18 protein-coding genes and 2 pseudogenes are annotated in these 19,670 nt (G+C 43.9%); 7 read left to right on the top strand and 13 right to left on the bottom strand.

Going from position 1 to position 19,670, the window contains the following annotated elements; all coding sequences use genetic code 11:
• Window position 1: 1 nt before the first annotated feature.
• The 8 genes and pseudogenes from iolB to QNH15_RS01765 form a co-directional block, all read right to left on the bottom strand.
• The gene (iolB, locus tag QNH15_RS01800; protein WP_283892120.1) at window positions 2-820 is read right to left on the bottom strand and encodes a 5-deoxy-glucuronate isomerase; all 819 of its coding nucleotides are present in this window, start codon (window positions 818-820) and stop codon (window positions 2-4) included.
• Between the two features lie 84 nt (window positions 821-904).
• Entirely contained in the window at window positions 905-2,380 is a 1,476-nt protein-coding gene (locus QNH15_RS01795) for a CoA-acylating methylmalonate-semialdehyde dehydrogenase (protein WP_283892118.1), read from the bottom strand.
• 230 nt (window positions 2,381-2,610) lie between these two features.
• Window positions 2,611-3,366: a DeoR/GlpR family DNA-binding transcription regulator gene (locus QNH15_RS01790; RefSeq protein ID WP_283892116.1), complete on the bottom strand. Its 756-nt coding sequence runs from the start codon at window positions 3,364-3,366 to the stop codon at window positions 2,611-2,613.
• A 162-nt stretch (window positions 3,367-3,528) separates the two neighbouring features.
• Window positions 3,529-4,877 (bottom strand): annotated as a pseudogene (locus QNH15_RS01785) (FAD-binding oxidoreductase).
• A 143-nt stretch (window positions 4,878-5,020) separates the two neighbouring features.
• Window positions 5,021-5,263: a hypothetical protein gene (locus QNH15_RS01780; RefSeq protein WP_283892114.1), complete on the bottom strand. Its 243-nt coding sequence runs from the start codon at window positions 5,261-5,263 to the stop codon at window positions 5,021-5,023.
• 181 nt (window positions 5,264-5,444) lie between these two features.
• A complete protein-coding gene (cstA, locus tag QNH15_RS01775) occupies window positions 5,445-7,241 on the bottom strand; it encodes a carbon starvation protein CstA (protein ID WP_283892112.1) in 1,797 nt (598 codons plus the stop codon).
• A gap of 134 nt (window positions 7,242-7,375) precedes the next feature.
• A complete protein-coding gene (locus QNH15_RS01770) occupies window positions 7,376-8,122 on the bottom strand; it encodes a LytR/AlgR family response regulator transcription factor (RefSeq protein WP_283892110.1) in 747 nt (248 codons plus the stop codon).
• Window positions 8,115-9,878, bottom strand: coding sequence for a sensor histidine kinase (locus tag QNH15_RS01765; RefSeq protein ID WP_283895396.1), 1,764 nt, complete (start codon window positions 9,876-9,878; stop codon window positions 8,115-8,117). The genes QNH15_RS01770 and QNH15_RS01765 overlap by 8 nt, the downstream gene beginning before the upstream one ends.
• A gap of 133 nt (window positions 9,879-10,011) precedes the next feature.
• Between QNH15_RS01765 and QNH15_RS01760 the strand changes: the two genes are divergently transcribed.
• Window positions 10,012-10,587 (top strand): ECF transporter S component, encoded by a 576-nt coding sequence (locus QNH15_RS01760; protein ID WP_430667116.1) that lies wholly within the window; start codon window positions 10,012-10,014, stop codon window positions 10,585-10,587.
• A 316-nt stretch (window positions 10,588-10,903) separates the two neighbouring features.
• Here QNH15_RS01760 and QNH15_RS01755 read toward each other — a convergent pair whose 3' ends face one another.
• On the bottom strand, window positions 10,904-11,410 hold the full coding sequence (locus QNH15_RS01755) for a YhcN/YlaJ family sporulation lipoprotein (protein ID WP_283892108.1): 507 nt from the start codon (window positions 11,408-11,410) through the stop codon (window positions 10,904-10,906).
• A gap of 189 nt (window positions 11,411-11,599) precedes the next feature.
• Here QNH15_RS01755 and QNH15_RS01750 point away from each other — a divergent pair, with 189 nt between their 5' ends.
• The 3 genes from QNH15_RS01750 (at window position 11,600) to QNH15_RS01740 (ending at window position 12,266) form a co-directional block, all read left to right on the top strand.
• On the top strand, window positions 11,600-11,785 hold the full coding sequence (locus QNH15_RS01750) for a hypothetical protein (protein ID WP_283892106.1): 186 nt from the start codon (window positions 11,600-11,602) through the stop codon (window positions 11,783-11,785).
• Between the two features lie 90 nt (window positions 11,786-11,875).
• The gene (locus QNH15_RS01745) at window positions 11,876-12,025 is read left to right on the top strand and encodes a hypothetical protein (RefSeq protein ID WP_283892104.1); all 150 of its coding nucleotides are present in this window, start codon (window positions 11,876-11,878) and stop codon (window positions 12,023-12,025) included.
• Window positions 12,026-12,143: 118 nt separating this feature from the next.
• Entirely contained in the window at window positions 12,144-12,266 is a 123-nt protein-coding gene (locus QNH15_RS01740) for a hypothetical protein (RefSeq protein ID WP_283892102.1), read from the top strand.
• A gap of 72 nt (window positions 12,267-12,338) precedes the next feature.
• Here the strand turns inward: QNH15_RS01740 and QNH15_RS01735 are convergent, their stop codons facing one another.
• Window positions 12,339-12,728: a DUF1259 domain-containing protein gene (locus QNH15_RS01735; RefSeq protein WP_283892100.1), complete on the bottom strand. Its 390-nt coding sequence runs from the start codon at window positions 12,726-12,728 to the stop codon at window positions 12,339-12,341.
• 419 nt (window positions 12,729-13,147) lie between these two features.
• Here QNH15_RS01735 and QNH15_RS01730 point away from each other — a divergent pair, with 419 nt between their 5' ends.
• Both QNH15_RS01730 and QNH15_RS01725 read left to right on the top strand, forming a co-directional pair.
• Window positions 13,148-13,585: a carboxymuconolactone decarboxylase family protein gene (locus QNH15_RS01730; RefSeq protein ID WP_283892098.1), complete on the top strand. Its 438-nt coding sequence runs from the start codon at window positions 13,148-13,150 to the stop codon at window positions 13,583-13,585.
• Between the two features lie 119 nt (window positions 13,586-13,704).
• Window positions 13,705-14,193 carry a pyridoxamine 5'-phosphate oxidase family protein gene (locus QNH15_RS01725; RefSeq protein ID WP_283892096.1) on the top strand — a complete coding sequence of 163 codons (489 nt, stop codon included), beginning with the start codon at window positions 13,705-13,707 and terminating at the stop codon, window positions 14,191-14,193.
• A 103-nt stretch (window positions 14,194-14,296) separates the two neighbouring features.
• On the opposite strand, the gene QNH15_RS01720 is transcribed toward QNH15_RS01725, so the two are convergent.
• Complete coding sequence (locus QNH15_RS01720; protein ID WP_283892094.1) at window positions 14,297-14,890, bottom strand: TetR/AcrR family transcriptional regulator; 594 nt, start codon at window positions 14,888-14,890, stop codon at window positions 14,297-14,299.
• Between the two features lie 218 nt (window positions 14,891-15,108).
• On the opposite strand from QNH15_RS01720, the pseudogene QNH15_RS01715 reads away from it, so the two are divergent.
• A pseudogene (locus QNH15_RS01715) lies at window positions 15,109-16,607 on the top strand (DHA2 family efflux MFS transporter permease subunit).
• 155 nt (window positions 16,608-16,762) lie between these two features.
• Here the strand turns inward: QNH15_RS01715 and QNH15_RS01710 are convergent.
• Together QNH15_RS01710 and QNH15_RS01705 are read right to left on the bottom strand one after the other, a co-directional pair.
• Window positions 16,763-18,112 (bottom strand): IS1182 family transposase, encoded by a 1,350-nt coding sequence (locus tag QNH15_RS01710; RefSeq protein ID WP_283889030.1) that lies wholly within the window; start codon window positions 18,110-18,112, stop codon window positions 16,763-16,765.
• Window positions 18,113-18,275: 163 nt separating this feature from the next.
• Entirely contained in the window at window positions 18,276-19,652 is a 1,377-nt protein-coding gene (locus tag QNH15_RS01705; RefSeq protein ID WP_283892092.1) for an MFS transporter, read from the bottom strand.
• Window positions 19,653-19,670: the final 18 nt, after the last annotated feature.

Raw genomic sequence — 19,670 nt, 5'->3', positions numbered from 1 at the left:
CTTATTTACGGTTTAAAATCCACTCATGTGCTGGTTCGTTATGGAACTTCCACGAACGGGATGGCCCTGCCATCACATTTAAGTAATACGATTCATAACCATCGGGCACCCCAACTGGATGGTAGCCGGCCGGTACAACGACAACATCACCATTCTCTGCAGCCATCGTTTCATCAATGGAGCGATCATCGGTATAAACACGCTGGAATACAAATCCTTGTCTTGGATTCATTTCATGGTAGTAGGTCTCTTCCAAAAAGGATTCATGAGGCAAATTGTCCTGATCATGTTTATGCGGAGGATAACTCGACCAGTTTCCGCTTTCCGTATAGACTTCTACAACCAAAAGGCTGTTTGCGGATGGGTCGGAATCGGGCAGAATATTATGCACCAGACGTTTATTGCTGTATTTTCCACGATTTTCTATACTGTTGTCCTCTGCCTTAATGAGCTTTGTCGGCAGGGACAGGCTGGAAGGCGAGTAGCAAAGAACAACGCGGGCCTGCGTTACAGCCGTCACTTCAAATGAACGATCATTGGATACATAGACGCTGTCGGTCGGTTTCTTTTCAAAAACAGTTTCTCTCGTACCCAGATTTTCAAAAACCTGTTCGGAATCAGAGACATTTATTTTTCCTGTTAAGGCAACAATGCAGCATTCAGTGTTGCTCAAGTTTTCCTTATAGGAACGTCCTGGAGCAAGGTCTACGACTTTCACACCAACATATTCCAATTGAGAGGTTTCACTGTTTACTTCCTGAACGACAGTAACTCCTTCTGATATCTCTTTTTGCTGTGGTTTACGAAGCAATTGACTCACTTTGTCATCTCCTCCTGTCTATGTAAAACCATTATCCTGATGCAGGGGACATCAGGATAATAGCTGTTATCTAATGGTTGGATCTCATTCAAATGATGGTGCTTTATAATTGGCAGTCACTACTTTTTTGCGTGTGTAAAACTCAACGCTGTCTTTTCCATTGGCAGGAAGTGTTCCGTAGAAGGAAGACTTCCATCCTGAGAATGGGAAGAATGCCATTGGAGCTGGCACGCCCAGGTTAATTCCAAGCATACCTGCGTCGATATTTTCACGGAAGTAACGGATTGCAGAAGCATTGGATGTGTAGAGACAGGCACCGTTGGCAAACTCGGATTGGTTGGCCGTTTCCACTGCTTCCTTCAAGTTCTTCACACGGACAATGGACAATACCGGAGCAAAAATTTCATCTTTCCAGATGGACATATCCGTTGTTACATCATCAAAAATCGTTGGCCCAACAAAATATCCTTCTTCAGGCGCATTATTGCGGCCATCGCATACGAGCTTTGCACCTTCTTCAACACCTTTTTGGATATAGCCTAATGTACGCTGTTGATTTTGTTCACGGATCACTGGTCCAAGGAATACTTCTTCATCCAGGCCGTGGCCGATTTTAACGGTTTTTGCTTTTTCAACCAATTTATCGAGGAAGGCATCCGCAATTCCTTCTTCTACCGTTACGACTGAACACGCCATGCAGCGCTCACCGGCAGAGCCAAAAGCGGAAGCAAACACGTTGGATGTCGCAAGCTCAAGATCTGCATCATTTAATACAACAGAGTGGTTCTTCGCACCGGTTAGGGCTTGAACACGCTTAAGCTTTTCGCTTCCGCGCTTGTAGACATACTCGCCGACAGGCTGGGAGCCTACGAAGGAAATGGCCTTTACTTCAGGATGATCCAGCAAACCATTTACCACATCATGCGCACCGTGGACGATGTTGAACACGCCCTTTGGGAGCCCTGCTTCTTCAAACAACTCTGCTAAACGATTAGCAAGCAATGGAGTTCTTTCGGATGGCTTCAATACAAAGGTGTTACCTACAGCAATCGCCATTGGGAACATCCAGCACGGCACCATCATGGGGAAGTTAAATGGTGTAATTCCTCCAACTACCCCGATTGGATAACGGTAATTTGTCACTTCCACATCCGCAGCAATCGTTGCAAGCGAATCACCCATCATGAGTGTCGGAGCGCCAGCTGCAAATTCCACGTTTTCAATTCCTCGTCCTACTTCACCGAGTGCTTCGGTCAGGTTCTTACCATTTTCAATCGTGATGATACGGGCCAGCTCATCTTTATTTTTTTGAAGCAGCTGTTGGAAGTTAAATAGAATGCGTGCACGCTTTTGCACCGGAACCGCTTTCCAGCTTTGAAAAGCTTGGGCTGCCACTTCAATCGCGTGATCAACCTCTTCTTTCGTAGAGATAGGAACCTGGGCAATTACTTCCTTTTTAGCAGGATCGTATACACCCTCGTATTGAGTGGCTTTGCTTTCCACCCACTCGCCGTTTATGTAGTTTTTCAACTTTTTTACCTGTGTTAATGCTTCAGCCATGCTTTTTCCTCCTCTGGAAGTAAACGACTTCACTTTTTGTTATCTATTGGTTATATTTTGGTTATATTTGTTTTCATGGTAATAGTAAAAATGCTTTCAGTCAATCGTTTTATTAACGGTTTTTTGATAATTCAGACGAATGCAAGCCGTCTACTGCCTAACTAAAATAAAAAACCCTTCCGCTCAATGAGAGAAAGGCTTATGAGGATAAGCTTCAACAGAAATGGCTTCTAATCTGCAATAAAAAACTGGATGCCATTCTGCTTCGCGTATTCCTGGTAATGATCTTCTGGCAATCTGTCTGTTACGATATAATCAACCTCATCTAAACCACAGTACGTCATTAAACCGTATTTATCGAATTTGTTGTGGTCCACCAATAAGTAGACCTCTGAGCTGCGGTTGACGACGGTTTTTTTTAGTTCACTTTCATCGGGCGATGCATTGGTTACTCCATTTACCAGCGAGATTCCGGTGGAAGCCATAAATGCTTTCTTGATGTTGTAATCCCTTAATAACTCCATGTTTCGTGGATTAACAAATGAATTCGTCTTTCGATCCACCATTCCACCGATCGAGATCACGTTTAAGTTCTCATACGGAATTGCACGAACGATAAAATCAATGCTATTCGTGAAAATAGTTAAGCTTTTTTCCTTTAAAAAATTAAACATTTCAATCGTTGTCGTTCCAGAATCCAGAAAGATAAAGTCACCATCCTCAATAAAACCGGAAGCTTTTTCAGAGATTAACACCTTTTCCTGCAGGTTCCGAACTTGCCGGTCTTGGAATGACTCCAGTTTTTTATGTATGGCAGAAACCCCGCCATACACTTTTTTTAGCTTGCCATTATCAACCAGTTCCTGAACATCACGCCTAATGGTATTTTTCGACACATCAAATACGGTGACCAATTCGTCCAAAGAAGCAAATTCATGTTCCATAACGTATTCTTTAATTTTTTTTATTCGTTTATCTTTAATCATGTCAGTCCACCTTAAATTCCCACTATACTTTATGGCTTACAAAAGATCCTATCATTTTAAATCCATATTACCAATATTTAACCATGACTTCACTATATTTTATTCTGAAAAATATTAAAAAACCACCAAATCGAATTTCGGCGGTTTTAATCTTTTTAATCGTTAACAATTGGGGAAGGGTGGTATGCTCTGTGGGAAATGGAAGAAATTTTCCGGATCATACTTTGTCTTTACTTCTCGAAGTCTTTCAAAGTTTGAACCCCAATACTCTTTTCCATAGTTCTTGATAAATTCGTCGGGAACATTGACATACGAACCTTCTGTATAAGGCTTCAACATCTTACGTACGACTTCGACGGATGCCACATTCCTGGCTTCATCTGATTTATCGGTCCAACTGGCCGTCCACTCTGTATAGAACAATGGATCGCGCCAGTAGAAGGCCGTCTTGTGTTTTGGTACTCTGCTTAGCGCACCGCCCCAGTTAAAGAAGAAGAAGTTGGCTTCTGTTCCAGTTGCATCTTCCAAAAATTTCCTCATGACTTTAATCGGCTCATCCGGCCATAGATGCAATCCCCATGCAGACGAGAATTTCACACTTTGATCGGATCGGCCGGGAATCGGTTCGTCCGGATCCAAGAAATCGATCGCGTCAGGATAGTATAGTGATTCGATTACGCTTTGAGTTGGCGTACCCACACTGATCAGCGGTTCTAATAATTTGATCGCCTCGGATTTTGACCCAAGAAAAATGCCTTCCGCATGAACCAAGCCATTTATTTTGCTGTAAATCTCAAGAATGCAGCCTAAACGCTCGTCTACAAACGGCGCCCATCGCTGCCAGGTTTTAAATACCGTTTCCAGCTGCTCCCACGGCCAAATGATGTTGAAGACGGTTGCGGTCTTAGGGGCACGGCGAACTTGAAAGGTGTATTCGGTATTATATCCAAGGTTACCGCCTCCACCGCCCCTGGAAGCCCAAAATAAATCCTCATGACGGCAATGATTCGCCCGAATAATCCGGCCTTGTGCATCCACCGTTTTAAGTCCGAGAAGATTGTCACTGATCAGGCCAATGGATCGGGACACTACGCCAAATCCGCCACCCATTGTAATTCCACCGATACCAACGGTCGGGCTGTCTCCAAAGGGAGCCATAAACCCTTCTCGCGCCAATCCCTTTACAAGCGGCCCGACGTGAATGCCTGTTTGGACGGTTGCAATGGCATTTTCTTTATCCAGGTACACTTTCTGCATGTGCTCACATCGATAACAATTCCTCCCTTGACAACGTTGAGGTTCTTATCAAGCGCATGCCGCCCGCTTCTGACACGAATCGGTACATTATTTTCTCTGGCCCATTTAATACCATTGCTTACATCACGTGAATTTTGTGCAAAAACAAAAACTAGCGGATAGGTATCAACATAAGGATTCCAGTTTTTAATGGCCTCTTCATAGCCGGGTTGACCCTTAAAGATGACTCGTCCTGTTAACCGTGCAGATCCCATGTATTCACTCCTAATAAACTTTATTGTAGTCGTTAATGTAGTGTATGAGTGATGAGACAAGACGGTTATGAATCAAATGACCATATTCCTGATGCAAGCATTATGCAAAAAAAAGAGCATTTCTGCCCTTTTTTTCTTACCAATTACCAGCCACAGCCCCATTGCTTCTTTTTCCGGCGGAATAGACAATCCCGTAAAGCAGCTCTTGCTTCTGCGGCTTCTGCCCGTGCAGCAGCCTCTGCTTCTTCTGCGCGAGCCCTTTCTAGTTCGGCGAGGGCTGCTCGGTTTTGAGCTGCTCTTAATGCTTCCTCTAATGCCGCATCATCTGCTGCCATCCCAGCTACGCACCCGTTTTGTCTTGCAGCAACCATTCTTTTTCTCATCATAGTTTTTCAACCTCCATTGTACGTATAGTTGAAAACAATAGTTTGGGACCAATCAAAGGAGGGGTGTTCCCTGATTGGTCTTACTACTAATCTATGAAAAAATCTATCAATGGTGTGGGATTATTGAGTCCAAAATTAAAAGCCGCCATACAATTTTGGCGGCTTTCAACCATTTTACATTCTATGCCGATCTGGCATCCTCCAGCTGCCGGCTTGGGGAGTTCCACATCTCCAGCCATTTTTTAATCGCAGCCGCCATAATGATAACTCCGAGGATCAACATAATCACGGAAAGTACAGCATTCAGCATATTGTAGCCCGGGTTATCCGGGTTAAGATAAACATTTTTGACCATCCAGTAACCGGCATAATTGACGGTAACAAAGAGATAGGCCAGTGGAATAAGGCACGTGAGCATGTATCGTCTCTTGTCGGCTACTTTCAAAATAACGGTTCCTCCAATAATTAAACCAATGGATGCCATCATCTGGTTGGATACCCCGAAGAGTGCCCAGATCGAGCCAATATCTCCGGAGTACAGAAGATAGCCCCACATGAAGCAGGCAAGAGCACTGGCGATAATGGAACCCGGAAGCCAGTCTGTCTTCTTCAGCGGCTTATAAAATTCACCAAAGAAATCCTGGATCAAGTAGCGGGAGACACGTGTTCCTGCATCAATTGCTGTTAAGATGAATACCGCTTCAAACATAACCACGAACTGAAAGAAATAAGCGGAAAGCTTGGCAAACCAGGGAATTCCGGTAAAGATATAGGTCATCCCGACCGCAAGCGTTACCGCTCCGCCTGTTCTGCCTTCCAGATCCAGACCGATTTCACGGCTGAGTTCTGGCAAATTCACAACATCCATTCCTAATGTTTTAAATACCTCAGGCGTGGAGTTGATCGCAAAATAGTCCGCCGGGTGAAGCGCAGTTGCTGCGATCAAGGCCATGATGGCCACCAGGCATTCCACAAGCATTCCGCCAAAGCCAACGACCTTAATATCCGACCATTTATCAAGCATCTTAGGTGTCGTACCTGAGCCGACAAACGCGTGAAAACCAGAGATCGCTCCGCAAGCAATCGTAATCGAGATAAACGGCCACACCGGACCCGCTAAAATCGGACCACCGCCATCAATGAACTTTGTAAAAGCCGGAAACTCAATCGATGGATTAATAATAAAGACACCGATAATCAAGGCAATGAATACACCAATTTTCATAAAACTGCTCAAGTAATCCCGTGGTGCAAGCAGCAGCCATACCGGCAGTGCTGCCGCAAAGAAAGCATAGATCGGCAAAATGATCGCCAAAACTTTCGTATCAAGTGTCAGCCAATCGCCCAGGGCGGTCTCTTGGATTTGAGGGCCCATAAAGACACCGACCATCAGTAAAATAAATCCGATCGTTGACGTGACTTTCAAGTTGCCGGTTTTCTTATAAACAATCCCTACTCCCATCGCGATGGGAATGGTGATGCCGACAGCAAACGTGCCCCATGGGTTGTTTTCAAGCGCATGAAGAACCACCATGGACAGTCCTGCCATTGTGATTGTGATGATAAAGAGCATCGCAAGGCCTGTACAAAAACCAGCTACAGGACCAAGTTCATCTTTGGCCACTTCCGAAAGCGATTTCCCTTTTTTGCGCATGGAAGCAAACAATACTACCACATCATGGACAGCTCCGCCCAGTACCGCACCAATCAATAGCCAAAGCAACCCTGGAAGGTAGCCGAATTGTGCCGCCAGAATGGGGCCAACGAGTGGTCCGGCAGCTGCAATCGCCGCAAAGTGATGTCCGAACGTTACCCATTTATTGGTTGGAACATAATCCTTACCATCATTTAATTCGTGTGCCGGGGTAGGCTTAGCATCATTTAATTTCATGACCTTTGCAGCCATGAACGTTCCATATAACCGATAAGCAATCATTAATATACAAATGGATCCGATAACAATTGAAACCGCATTCAATTTATTCTCCCCCTCTTCCTCGTTTCATTTATGTATCCTTCATCTTACTAAATGAAAGCGTTCACAGAGGGTTTTCATTTTAAAATGCAAAAACAAGGAGCTGAATGACATGATCCAGTCGCTGAATTGCATCCTTAAAAGCCGAAATGCTCTTTTAAATTCTTTGTAAACGTCCGGCTGACCGGTATCTTCTCCCCGTCCTTCATGATCAGGTTATAGGTGGAGTTAAACCACGGCTGGATCTCCACAATTTTATCCAGGTTCACCAGGTATCCGCGATGCACGCGTATGATGGAGTTCTGCTGCAGCTTTCTCTCATAGGTGACCAACGGCTCATTCACCTCGTACCGTTGCTGATCGGTGACAATCACCGTTTTTCCTTCAACCGCTCCGATCGATACAATGTCAGAAACAGCAATCAGCACGATCCGCTCATCAACGGTCACTGCCAGCTTGTCCGTTTGTTTTCCGGTGGTCCCCCCTTGCTCAGGAGAAGGGCTTGTCCGGTATTCTTTCCCCTTGATCACCTTGGCCACTTTTTCCACTGTCTTTTGGACCCTGGTTTCATCAAACGGCTTCATGATGTAGTCAATGGCTTGCAGATCAAAGGCTTTCAGCGCGTACTCATCATACGCAGTTGCAAACACAATTTCCGGACGCGGATCAAGGTCCATGATTTTTTCTGCCAAATCCAGACCGCTTTCATTCGCCAGCTGGATGTCCAAAAAAATCACATCAACCGGCAGCTCTTGAAGTTGTCTTAACGAGCTTTCGATGGAATCTCCTTGTCCTACAATCTCCACTTGCTTGCTCCTTTTTAAAAGATACTCCAGTTCATCTCTGGCTAACGGCTCATCATCAACGATAAATGCCTTAAACATCGTTCTCACTCCACTTGTTTTGGGTTAACGGCAGGGTCATGGTCACCTTTGTGCCTGCATCCTGTTCACTTTGAATCAAAAAAGAACCCTCCATTCCGTAGATCTCCTGGATCCGCTTCCGAATGTTCCAAAGCGCGGTCCCGGTTCCCTCTGCGGATTGGACCGACTCCTTTCCGAGCGATTGGATCAGGTCGGCAGGAATGCCCTTGCCATTGTCTTCCGTTGTTAACATCATTTTGTCTTGATCCATATAAGCGGTAACCTTTACGTTTCCCTGTTTCTTGCTTGAAAACGCATGGCGGATCGCATTCTCCACCAAAGGCTGCAGCGTAAATGGCGGGATTAATACGTGGTTCAGCTGTGGCTCGATATCAAACTCCACTTCGTATTTGCCCGGAAAACGCGCTTGCTCGAGCGACAGATAGGCCTCCACATGTTCAATTTCCTTTTCCAACGGAATCAACAAATGCCGTGCTCCCTGAAGGTTACTGCGAAAGAACACACCAAGCTGAATTAAGAGTTTCCTTGCTTTTGGTGCATCCGTCCGGACAAGGCTTGAAATGGTATTGATGGCATTGAACAGAAAATGCGGGTGAACTTGCGCCTGCAAGGCTTTCACCTCAGCATCCTTCAATAACTTCTGTTGCCACTCTGCCTCGGCCAATTCCAGCTGAGTGGAAAACAGCTTGCTTAAGCCTTCTGCCAGCTCCTGTTCCACCTGATCTAATTTATCCTGGTCCTCAAAGTACAACTTCAGTGAGCCCACGGTTTCATCCCGAACCTGTAAAGGAACCACGATCGCGGCCTGCAATGGACAATTTTCACGATAGCATTGGATTTCCTCTGTTGACCTGGCAATCAAGATCTTCCCGTTTTCTATGACCTTTTTCGTCAACAGGGTTGCCATGTTCTGACCCGGCTGGTGATGGTCCGACGCCGCTCCGGCATGAGCCAGCACCTGTTCCTTATCTGTGATCGATATGGCATCCGCCTTGGTTGCTTTCAAAATAATTTTCGCTGCTTCCCCGCAGGAATGAAAATTTAACCCCTGACGGAAAAAAGGAAGCGTTTGCTGAGCAATTTGAAGCGCATTATGAGTTTGAAGCGCACGCGTACGCTCTTCCTCCATTAAAATGCTTTGAATGATCATAATAAAAATGAGCGTTCCAAGCCCATTGATCGTAATCATCGGTATGGCGATCACCTCAACCAAATGAGACGCCGCTTCAAACGGCCTTGCGATCAGCAGAATCACGCCCATCTGGATGATCTCCATCAAAATCCCAACCGCTACAGCTCCCCACGGTGAGCGGTTCCTGCCGATGATGCCAAAACGGCGGCCAAGCCAACCTGTGATCAATCCTGCCAGAATGGTGGAAATCGCACAGGCTTCAGCCGTAAACCCGCCGAGCGTCAAACGGTGGAGACCCGCAATTAATCCAACACCCAGACCGACGATGGGCCCTCCGAGCAATCCGCCAATCGCCACCCCCATGATGCGCGTGTTGGCAATGGCCGCGTCATAATCCACATCCGCCTGCCAGGTCTGCGACACAATGGCTCCATTATTTATCTCAATCCCGGTATAGTTGCTGATGACACCAAAAGCGCCAAATATCAGGATCAGAAGCATCTTTTCTTTTCGATTATGCTCTTGATGAACGATTTGCCGGAATGATCTCAATCTGGAAAGCAAAAAAGCCACCATCACGAGAACCCCCGCCCGCTCAAGCATTAAAGGCAGCAGCTGTAACAGCGCAACCCCCTCCTTCGGTAAAAACTTCTCTATTAAAAATGCGTGATTAACTCCTTCATACGTCTCTATTTTAACAAACTTAAGGTTTCTTTCATTTCACTATTTTCTAAAACGTCACAGGTGGATATAATAGATGAGTGAGAAATACCAATTCATAACGAATATTCGTTCAACGAAAGAGGTTACTATTGTGAGTACTACAGCAGTAAGAGCGACTAGAACCAGAGCATTAGTTATCAATGCACTTTTCATCGGTTTGACCTATGTGGCAACCGTGTTTATTAACATAAAGCTCCCCATCATGGGTAACGGTGGATTAATCCACCTGGGCAACGTTCCACTGTTTATCGCCGCCTTTGTGTTTGGCAGAAAAACAGGCGCCGTCGCAGGCGCCTTCGGAATGGGCTTATATGATTTGCTTTCACCATGGACGATATGGGCACCGTTCACCTTCGTGATCGTAGGAGCGATGGGCTATGTAGCGGGACTCATCTCCGAAAAAGTACCCGGCAACAAAGTGCTGGTCAACACACTGGCAGTCGCCACAGCCCTTGTCATCAAAATTGTTGGCTATTATTTTGCCGAAGTCATCCTTTACCACAACTGGATCCAGCCGTTCGGCTCCATCCCTGGTAACTTCCTGCAGGTTGTCATTGCTGGTATTATTGTTGTGCCGCTTGTGGCCCGGATCAAGCAGAGAGTGATATAGATCAAAGCAGACAACAAATCCTATAGAGCAATACCTTAAAAAAGGGCTGCTCTATAGGATGTTTTTTTTAATGCTATTTGAAATTTATGTCTCCCAATCAGCTAAAGTTCATTCCTAATGTCAAACACCAGATTCCCACAAAAGCAGCAGATGAATTAAATGAATTGATTTTACAGTTTGTTGCTAACTTACAGAACAATAAATCGTGAAGAGTCCCACGGCAAAGTTGCAAAGGGCAATATAAAAAGTTCCAACAAAAATAAGGCAAGAGTGCTCTACTCTTGTCCTCATTTTTAGTTCAACCTTTATAAAATACTTATCTTTGGGTTGGGAATAATCTTTGAACCATCTCGCTGAATTCTTCAAAGAACCCTTTGACCGGTTTTCCGGCCTGAACATCGTCCACGTACTTTTGAACCCGGTCCACAAAGTCAGGGTTAGTGGACACAAATACGTTGTTAATATCCGGATCTGTGCTTTTTACCCTATCTGCTATCTTTTTCTCGGTATCCTTTGTCAGCTTGCCATCGGTGCCATCCTCCAGAACGGCTGCCACATAAGCGTTTTCATCTGTAACGATTACATTAGCGTGACGTACTTCTGGCAGCTTGACAACTTCATCAGCTGCCTCATCTGCAACATCCAGTCGGTTGTCTTGGTTCTCATTATCACCTGTATTTTCACCCGTGCTTATGTTCCTCATATTGTTTTTCTGATTCTCCATACCCTGCTTATTATTATCGTTGCGATTCATACAGGCAGATAAAGCAGCTGTCAAGACAATTACCATCATGAGCTGAATAAATTTGTTTTTTTTATTCAATACGGTCTCTCCTTGCTTTTTTTTACTTCATTTTTATCATGGGGATTTCCATTAGAATTATGCATGAAATGAGGATTTTATCTAATTATTAAACGGCTTTGGTAACAATCTCCTTAATTTAATCAATTTGTTTTAGACAAAATAGTATTGGTTCAGAAATGAACTAATCCCCAAAATGAGGTGTTGTAGATGAAAACAAATATGAATAGTATTTTACCCATTATCGCTTCGGTTGGAGTTGGTATTGCTGCTTATCAAATGATGAGCGGGAATGGTGGAAAAATGAAAAATATCATGCCCCTCGCTTCTAATATGATGGGAATGGGAACTGGGATGCAAGAACAAGGTCAGCAACAACAGTCAGGTAATCAATAGGACGTTTTATTATCGACTTTTAGTTATTTGACCTAACTTTCCATCTTTTGGTTATGCTTATTCAAAAAAAATCACTGGGGGAATCTAAGAATGAAACACAAAACTCTTGGCCGAAAACGAATTATTGCCTCAAAAAAGAAACAAGAGGATCAAGTTTCAACCTTGGAAGAAAAACCGAGTGACCAAATAGGTGCATCTACTGGTACCCGTTTTGTGGATGAAGAGGTTACAGTAAGGTAAAAATTATACAATAGCCCGGCTTACAGTTGGGCTATTGTATACTATAAAAAAAAGGCATACAAATACTTGAAAAAATCTTGAGAAATAAGACTAAGACGCTGCAGCTTTTGTGGTTTCCATGATCCTCTCTTCTTGGTCGGTCATATCGGCCGTCGCAGCAAACTTCCCCGTCCTGTTAACCGGCCGCATGACGGCATCAGAGGCCGGAATTATTGTTGTGCCGCTTGTGGCAGTAATTTAGCAGAGAGTAAGAAAAACCCTGTAGAGCAGTTCCTGTTAAAGGATGGCTTTACAGGGTTTTTTTATTTGATTTTTACCTTAAAACAGCAAGAGCTTCCGCGGCTTTCTGCGCAAAAGCCAGCGGCGGTTCAACCGATTGAAAGTGAATATAAAGGATGGTCGGTTTGGTAAAAAGCCAATGGTTATGCAAAGCGCTAATGATAAACCCTTTATTAACAAGCTGCTTTGTAAACTTCGGTATCTCTTCTTCCAAAACTACAACTTCTCCCAGGTTCAATGCGTTTCCCTCAAAATCCAAAGATTCAAATGAGAACCCAGCATGCAGCTCTCCCTTGCTTGGTCTTCCTTGAATCGTTACATATAGATTTCTGGGTATGGATACAGAACATACCCCGTTTTTCACCTCGACATTTTGATTGAACATTTTTCCATATTCGCTACAGAGGCTATTGAAGTTCACCATTAAGATAAAATCATCCTTTTTTAATTTTACTTTATGCCCTTAATGGTTCACACATGCTTCCTTGGAATACAGTCTTAATGCCGGTTCGTTATTCAAAAGAACAGCCAGATAACTGCATTTAGCTCCATGTTATTTGCCCCACTTGAGTAAATTTAAGATTAACTGTTCCCCGAAAATCCTTGATTCCTAAAGTTACGATCCGTAACAATATCATAGAGCCCTGTGTAATCTCTTCTATAACCCCAAGACCACAAGCAATCACGAAGCGTGAAAAACCCTTTGGAGTAAACACTTTGAAGAAAGACTGCTACATAGTTTTTTTGTTTAAGGCCACTAATGCTCAGCATTTTGTCACAAACACAGAGGCTATTTCGTCTTGTAAGTGTCAGACAAAAAAAGCTTTATGGAGGGAAAAAAGAATGGAAACTAGAATTCGAATGGAAGAAGTGGAGCCCGGGTCATTACAAGCAATGCTTGCAGTAGAGAACTATGTAGCCCGCACGAGCATTGATAAGACGCTGAAGGAACTGATCAAAATTCGGGCATCACAAGTCAACGGCTGCGCATTTTGCCTGAATATGCATACAAAGGAAGCACGCGAATTAGGAGAAACCGAACAACGAATTTATGCATTAAATGCATGGCGTGAAACCCCCTATTTTACTCCGGAAGAACGGGCGGTTCTTGCTTTGACAGAAGCTGTAACCCTCGTCGCAGAGTCACATGTTCCTGATGATGTCTACAATGAAGCTGCACGATATTTTGATGAAAAGCAAATGTCCGAAATCATTATGCAGATCGTCGTAATCAACGCTTGGAACAGACTGGCTGTTACGGCTCGGAAAATGCCTGAATAACAATAGGTTGGATAGGAATTGGTTTCATATTTGGGTTGGTTTTAGTAATCGGCCATACCAGAGTAAAAGTTGATGTAAAGGGTAATATACCTCTATTAAACTTTTACGAGGTGATGGAAATGTCTAACATGATGGACCAAAAAGAAATGGAAACAGTAAGAGAGTTAATCAAAGACATAGACACGGCTATGCTGACTACGGTAACGGAAGAAGGCCTTGTTTCTCGGCCAATGAAAACACAAGAAGTAGAGTTTGATGGTGACCTATGGTTTTTCACTAAAAAAGAGACGAATAAATATGATGAAATTTTACACAATCAAGAGGTTAATGTCGCTTATGCAGGTAAATCCTATGTATCCATCCGTGGAAGAGCGGAAATCGTTGAGGATTTAGATAAGAAGAAGGAATTGTGGGGCTTCGCCTATGACAAAATTATGCAAACCACTTATGACGATCCCAACATTGTCTTGATTAAAATTAAAACAGAAGCAGTCGAATATTGGGAAACCGGCAGTTTTACGAAGAGAATCGCGTTTATGTTTAAACGAATAACAGGGCAAGATGCTGAATCGGCAGATGTGAATGAAACGGTTGAATTGGATAAATAACAGCAAAAGCGGATTGTCTAGTTATAGGACAATCCTTTTGCTTTGTTTATAGAAAAAGGCTTCTTCAAAAGTTACTAAACTTTGAGGAAGCCTCTTTTTTTATTTACTCTTTATCCCCCTTACCCGGCAGCAGCTGATAAAATTGCTTGGCCAAATAATGTGGAGAATACGGCATGCCGTTTCTCAACCACCCGATAATGGTTCCAAACAGTGCTGAGGATACATACCACATGGCAATGTCCGTTGGAATCCCTGCTTTTGAAATGAAGGAGCTGCTTCCTTCTTTTTCAAGGTTCTCTTCCATCATTTCTGTAACCAGGTTTAATAGCCGCTCCATAAAAATCGGTGTCCGTTTCGTTGCGAGGATGACTTTATAAAATTCCTCCTGTTCAGCAATATGCTCAATAAATTGCACCATCTTTGGCCAGTACCCGCCATCCCGAGTATTATCATCAACCGGTGTACGATTCAAAGCCTGAACGATATCCTCAATCATATCGTCCGCCATCTTTTCCAGCATATCGGGAATGTCCCGATAGTGCAGATAGAAGGTCACGCGGTTGATGGTGGCCCGTTCCGCGATGCTGTTTACCGTTATTTTTTCGATGTCCCTTTCTTGAAGCAGCTGGACAAAGGCATCCCGAATCAAATGCCGGGTGCGCAGGATTCGCGGATCTGTTTTTTTCGTTTCCTTCATGACCATTCCTCTCTCCTTAATCACAACTACAATTTTTCCGATTTTGTCTTAAATTTTCAGGATAAACAACAAAAGGAAACAGAGTGTCTATTACTTTACACTTTCTTCTGAATCGTTGCTTGTAAATTCATTGGATATCACTATAATGTAATTTATGAAATGTCAACTATACAACACATTGTAAATTTAGTCCACGTTTTATTGGAGGATGGAACAGAGTGAATAAAAGTACAGATATACAGAGTGGTTCGATCAAAAAGTGGCCCGTCTTGTTCATCTTGATCCTGGGTGCCTTTTTGGCGATCTTGAACCAAACCGTCATGAGCGTTGCAACCCCGGAATTAATGAAGGATTTTGATATTACCGCCGCTACTGCCCAGTGGCTGACTACAGGATATATGCTGGTGAACGGTGTCCTGATTCCAATCACCGCTTATTTGATTCAAAGGTTCTCCACACGCCAGCTTTTTCAGGCGTCGATGATTATTTTCCTTGTGGGAACGATCATATCAGCCATTGCCTCTAATTTCCCCATCCTGTTGACTGGCCGCATGGTCCAGGCAGCCGGCGCCGGAATTATAATGCCGCTTCTTATGAATGTGGTATTAGCGATCTTCCCTCCCGATAAAAGGGGATCGGCCATGGGAATGGTTGGATTTGCCGTGATCTTCGCCCCTGCAATCGGCCCTACACTTGCCGGTTATGTTTTGGAGAACTTCGCGCTTGGGAAACCATGTTCTACGGCATGATACCGTTTGCCGTTCTTGTTATTGTTTTAGGTTTTGTTTTTCTGAAAAATGTATCCGAACGCATCTTTAGCAAAGTCGATATGACCAGTGTGATTCTTTCCACCATCGGGTTCGGTGCCCTTCTCTATAGCTTTAGCCGGGCCGGCAGTGAAGGATGGTCGAACACAGAAGTGCTTGTCACCCTGATTGGCGGAATCATTGCCCTTACACTGTTTACCTGGAGGCAGCTCGTATTAAAGGATCCGTTGCTCGATCTCGGTGCCTTTAAATACAATATGTTCTCGCTAACCACCATTATCAATATTGCGATTACCATGATTATGTATGCCGATATGATGCTTCTGCCGTTATATCTTCAAAACGCCCGCGGCTTTACAGCCCTGGAATCCGGATTGCTTCTGCTGCCTGGAGCGCTTGTGATGGGCTTCCTGATGCCGATTACCGGAAAACTGTTTGACCGTTTTGGAGCTAAATGGCTTTCGGTTATTGGAATGGTAATCACAATCATCACCACCATTGGATTTATTCACCTTTCAGACACAACAAGCTACACCTACTTGGTACTCATGTCCACCGGCCGCCGGATCGGAATGGCGCTGCTGTTAATGCCGATTCAAACCGCAGGACTCAATCAGCTGCCTGCCAAGCTCCATGCGCACGGAACCGCCATCTCGAATACGATTAAACAAGTCGCCGGAGCTATTGGTACGTCGTTGCTTGTTACTGTCATGACCAACCGTACGAAAACCCATTTCACTGAAATGGCAGCAGCAGGTGCGGCAAAAGGCGAAACCCAGCAGCATATGACTATGGAGGCTTCCATCCAAGGAATTAATGATGCTTATCTTGTGATTGTGGGTATTGGTATTCTCGGACTGTTGCTTGCGTTCTTTATCAAGCGTACAGATCAGGCACCTGGGGAGAAAAAGAAGGTTGCTTTGAAGAAGGCAGTTGTGAAGGAAGCTTAAGATAAAGTGAAAGAAACCAGATTCCTTTTAATAAAAAGGATCTGGTTTCTTACAGCTTGTGGAGAAAGCTCTGTTTTTTCTCCACAAGCTTTTTTATTTGTTTAGAATTACTGCCCTGTTGTGTGATTTCTCTGAAGAAAAAGATCCTCACACACCTAGCCAAGCTTGGCTAGGTGTGTGGCGATCTTTTTCATATTCTGACAGGCTGCTGTGAGAAGCACCTGCTCACTCGCATTCTGTAATCCCCTCAACCTGCAATAGCGAAGCCCATGCAGCTCTTTCGAATCTGCGAAGCTTCGCTCCACCTTTTCTTTTCTAAATTTATAAAGCATCTTTCCAGAAGCCGACAGTCTGTTGTCGCGTACTTTTTCTTTATGTTCTTCCCAGACATGGCGCGTTACGACTTTTTGTTTGTTTTTTGAACGCGTGCACTCATTTAATAGTGGGCATTCTGCGCATAGCTTGGGATCCGATTTATACTCCTGATATCCTTCCCTTGTGGTTGTGCAGTAGACGAGTTCCTGGCCATTGGGACAAACATATACTTCCCGTTCTTTATCGTATGTAAATTTCCATTTCGGCATCAGCCCTTTTGTTGGGTGGTATCTGCGGTGGGCGATCACCCCGAAAATCGTCCGGTCATAAAGTCCCTTACAAATCGGAGTGGTGAGATAGCCTGAATCTAAAGCCACAGCTTCTACCCCTAATTGAAATCGTTCGATTTGGCGGTCTAAACGAGAAAGGTAAGGCACAGAATCATGCACGTTCCCAGGGGTGACATAGGCATCGGTGATAATATTGAATTTCATATCGGTCGTTCTATGATCTAAATAACAGAACATTTCTTGTTTATGGTCTCGCGACATAAAACCACAATCGGGATCAGTCGTACTTTTGCGAATTTGCTTCTTTTCTTTCACCTCCTCTTTCTCTTTTAAGGGCTTTTTTCCGTGCTTTTCTCTGTCCTCCTCGACCGCCTGATTTAATTCTTCAATGTATCCTCTTGTTTCTGCTTCCACTTCTTCTCTTGTGAATTTATGTTTATTGGCATTCGCTTTAAGGTGGGTAGAATCGGAAAATAAGACTCTTCCTCCCACCATTTTATGATTCATGGCTTGAAGGACGATCTCATCAAAGATCTCTTGAAAGACGTGGGTATCTTTGAAACGAGTCCGCCGGTTCCAACTGATCGTGGAATGATCTGGAACAGGGTCATTCAGTTTTAAGCCAAGAAACCAGCGATAAGCGATATTGGTTTTGACTTCTCGTTCAAGTTGTCGTTCTGAGCGAATGCCGTAGAAATAGCCGATGAACATCATCTTGAAAAGCAGAATAGGGTCCGAAGGACGTCCTGTAGATTCTGAATAATAAGGACGAACTTTCTCACCGATAAAAGAAAAATCGATATAGCGATCAATCTTCCTCAAGAGGTGGTCTTCAGGAACCAAATCTTCGATAAAAACAAACTCTGCTTCATTCTGAGTATCCTTTTTAGGCTTATACATACAAACACCGTCCGATCCTTATTTGTTAGTTATATTATAACAAATTAACGCGGTGAATAAATAAAGTTGATGGATAAAAAAATAGACTGTCGAGAGTTTCTCGACAGCCTGAAAGAAACCAGATTCCTTTTAATAAAAAGGATCTGGTTTCTTATTTGTTTTTTTATTCAATCCCACATGATTCTTTTTTCACCAATGACCAATCCTTGCCGCGTTTCTTTCCAACGGTCTCTCTTGTAAAGAACAGAATTAACAGGAAGGCGATGACCATGCAACTGGCAAGGAAATAGAGTCCAGTAATGTAACCGGAATAAGAATTCCAGCCTCCGCCCTGGTTAATGAGGAATCCTAATACAATGGGAGAAACAGCTCCAAGGTACATCCCTGTCATGGAAATTCCCATGGCCGTGCCCGTTGAACCGCTCTTTGCTGAGTCCGTAATGAGAGAAAAGGTAACCGGGAAGATAGCATTCGTGCATATTCCAGCAAAAAGCTGCACCCCTACGAGCCAGACGAGGTTTTGCGCACTGAATTGGAATAGAACTAATGCAACCGATAACCATGCAAAAGCAATAAGCAGTGTCTTCCTCCGACCAATTTTATCGGAAATATTACCCCAAAAAATTTGTCCAATTCCTCCTGTAATGGTAAAAATAACAGACCAACCGGCAGCTGCAGCATAGTTAAAATGCCCGACAAATGCCAAATACGGCGCGAGCCAGAAGTTCAATCCAGTAAATGCAGCTTGTCCCAGAAGAACGCATAAAGTCCCGACGAGGATATTTGGATTTTTTAGCAGTTCTTTAACCGCCCCTTTTTTATGTGCACTAATCTCTTCCGTATCGATAGTCGGCGTATAATTCATCTGGATGGCGTCTTTTTCATACTTCTGATAGTTATTTTTGGACGAGAAAAACCAGTATGCTATATAAATTGGTATGATTAACAATGGAATAAGAAGAAACGGCATTCTCCATTCTCCGTCAAAGTGGACGAGGATAAACGAAATTAATAAACCGCTCAGTAGAGTTCCCCATGGATACGCTGAATGATGGGCACCCAAAGCAAATCCCCGTCGTTCCCTCGGCCACCATTCGGCCACTGTACTGACTTCAATGGATTCTCCGATTCCTCCAAACATGTTCTTTATCACTTGGAAAACAACGAAGCCTACTACAACAGAGGTAAATGCAGACACCCCTGTTAAAATAGAAAATGTGGTGTAACCCAGTGCAATCCAGACCCCACTATATTTTCTTGCCCATCCAAGTCCTCTTTTATCCGACCATGAGGCACCGAAAATAGAGAGGATTCCGGTCGACACCATAATTAATGAAACCATCTCTCCTACTACATCTGCTGAAAGCTGATAATCGTCCACGATGGCAGGCATAACACGGAACATGATTTCTCTGCTGGTCGCGTTCATGGCGAAAATTAGCCATAAAAATCCCAGCGCCATCCATGACATAGAAGGCGCAAACTTTGGTTTTGCGCTCCATTTTACTGATTCTTCCTGTCGAACCGCTGTACTTTTCATGGAGACCCCCCTTAAAAT

Origin of the sequence: Fictibacillus enclensis, assembly GCF_030123385.1 — a bacterium.
GTDB classification, from domain to species: domain Bacteria; phylum Bacillota; class Bacilli; order Bacillales; family Fictibacillaceae; genus Fictibacillus_C; species Fictibacillus_C enclensis.
This window is presented reverse-complemented; position numbering and strand designations above follow the sequence as displayed.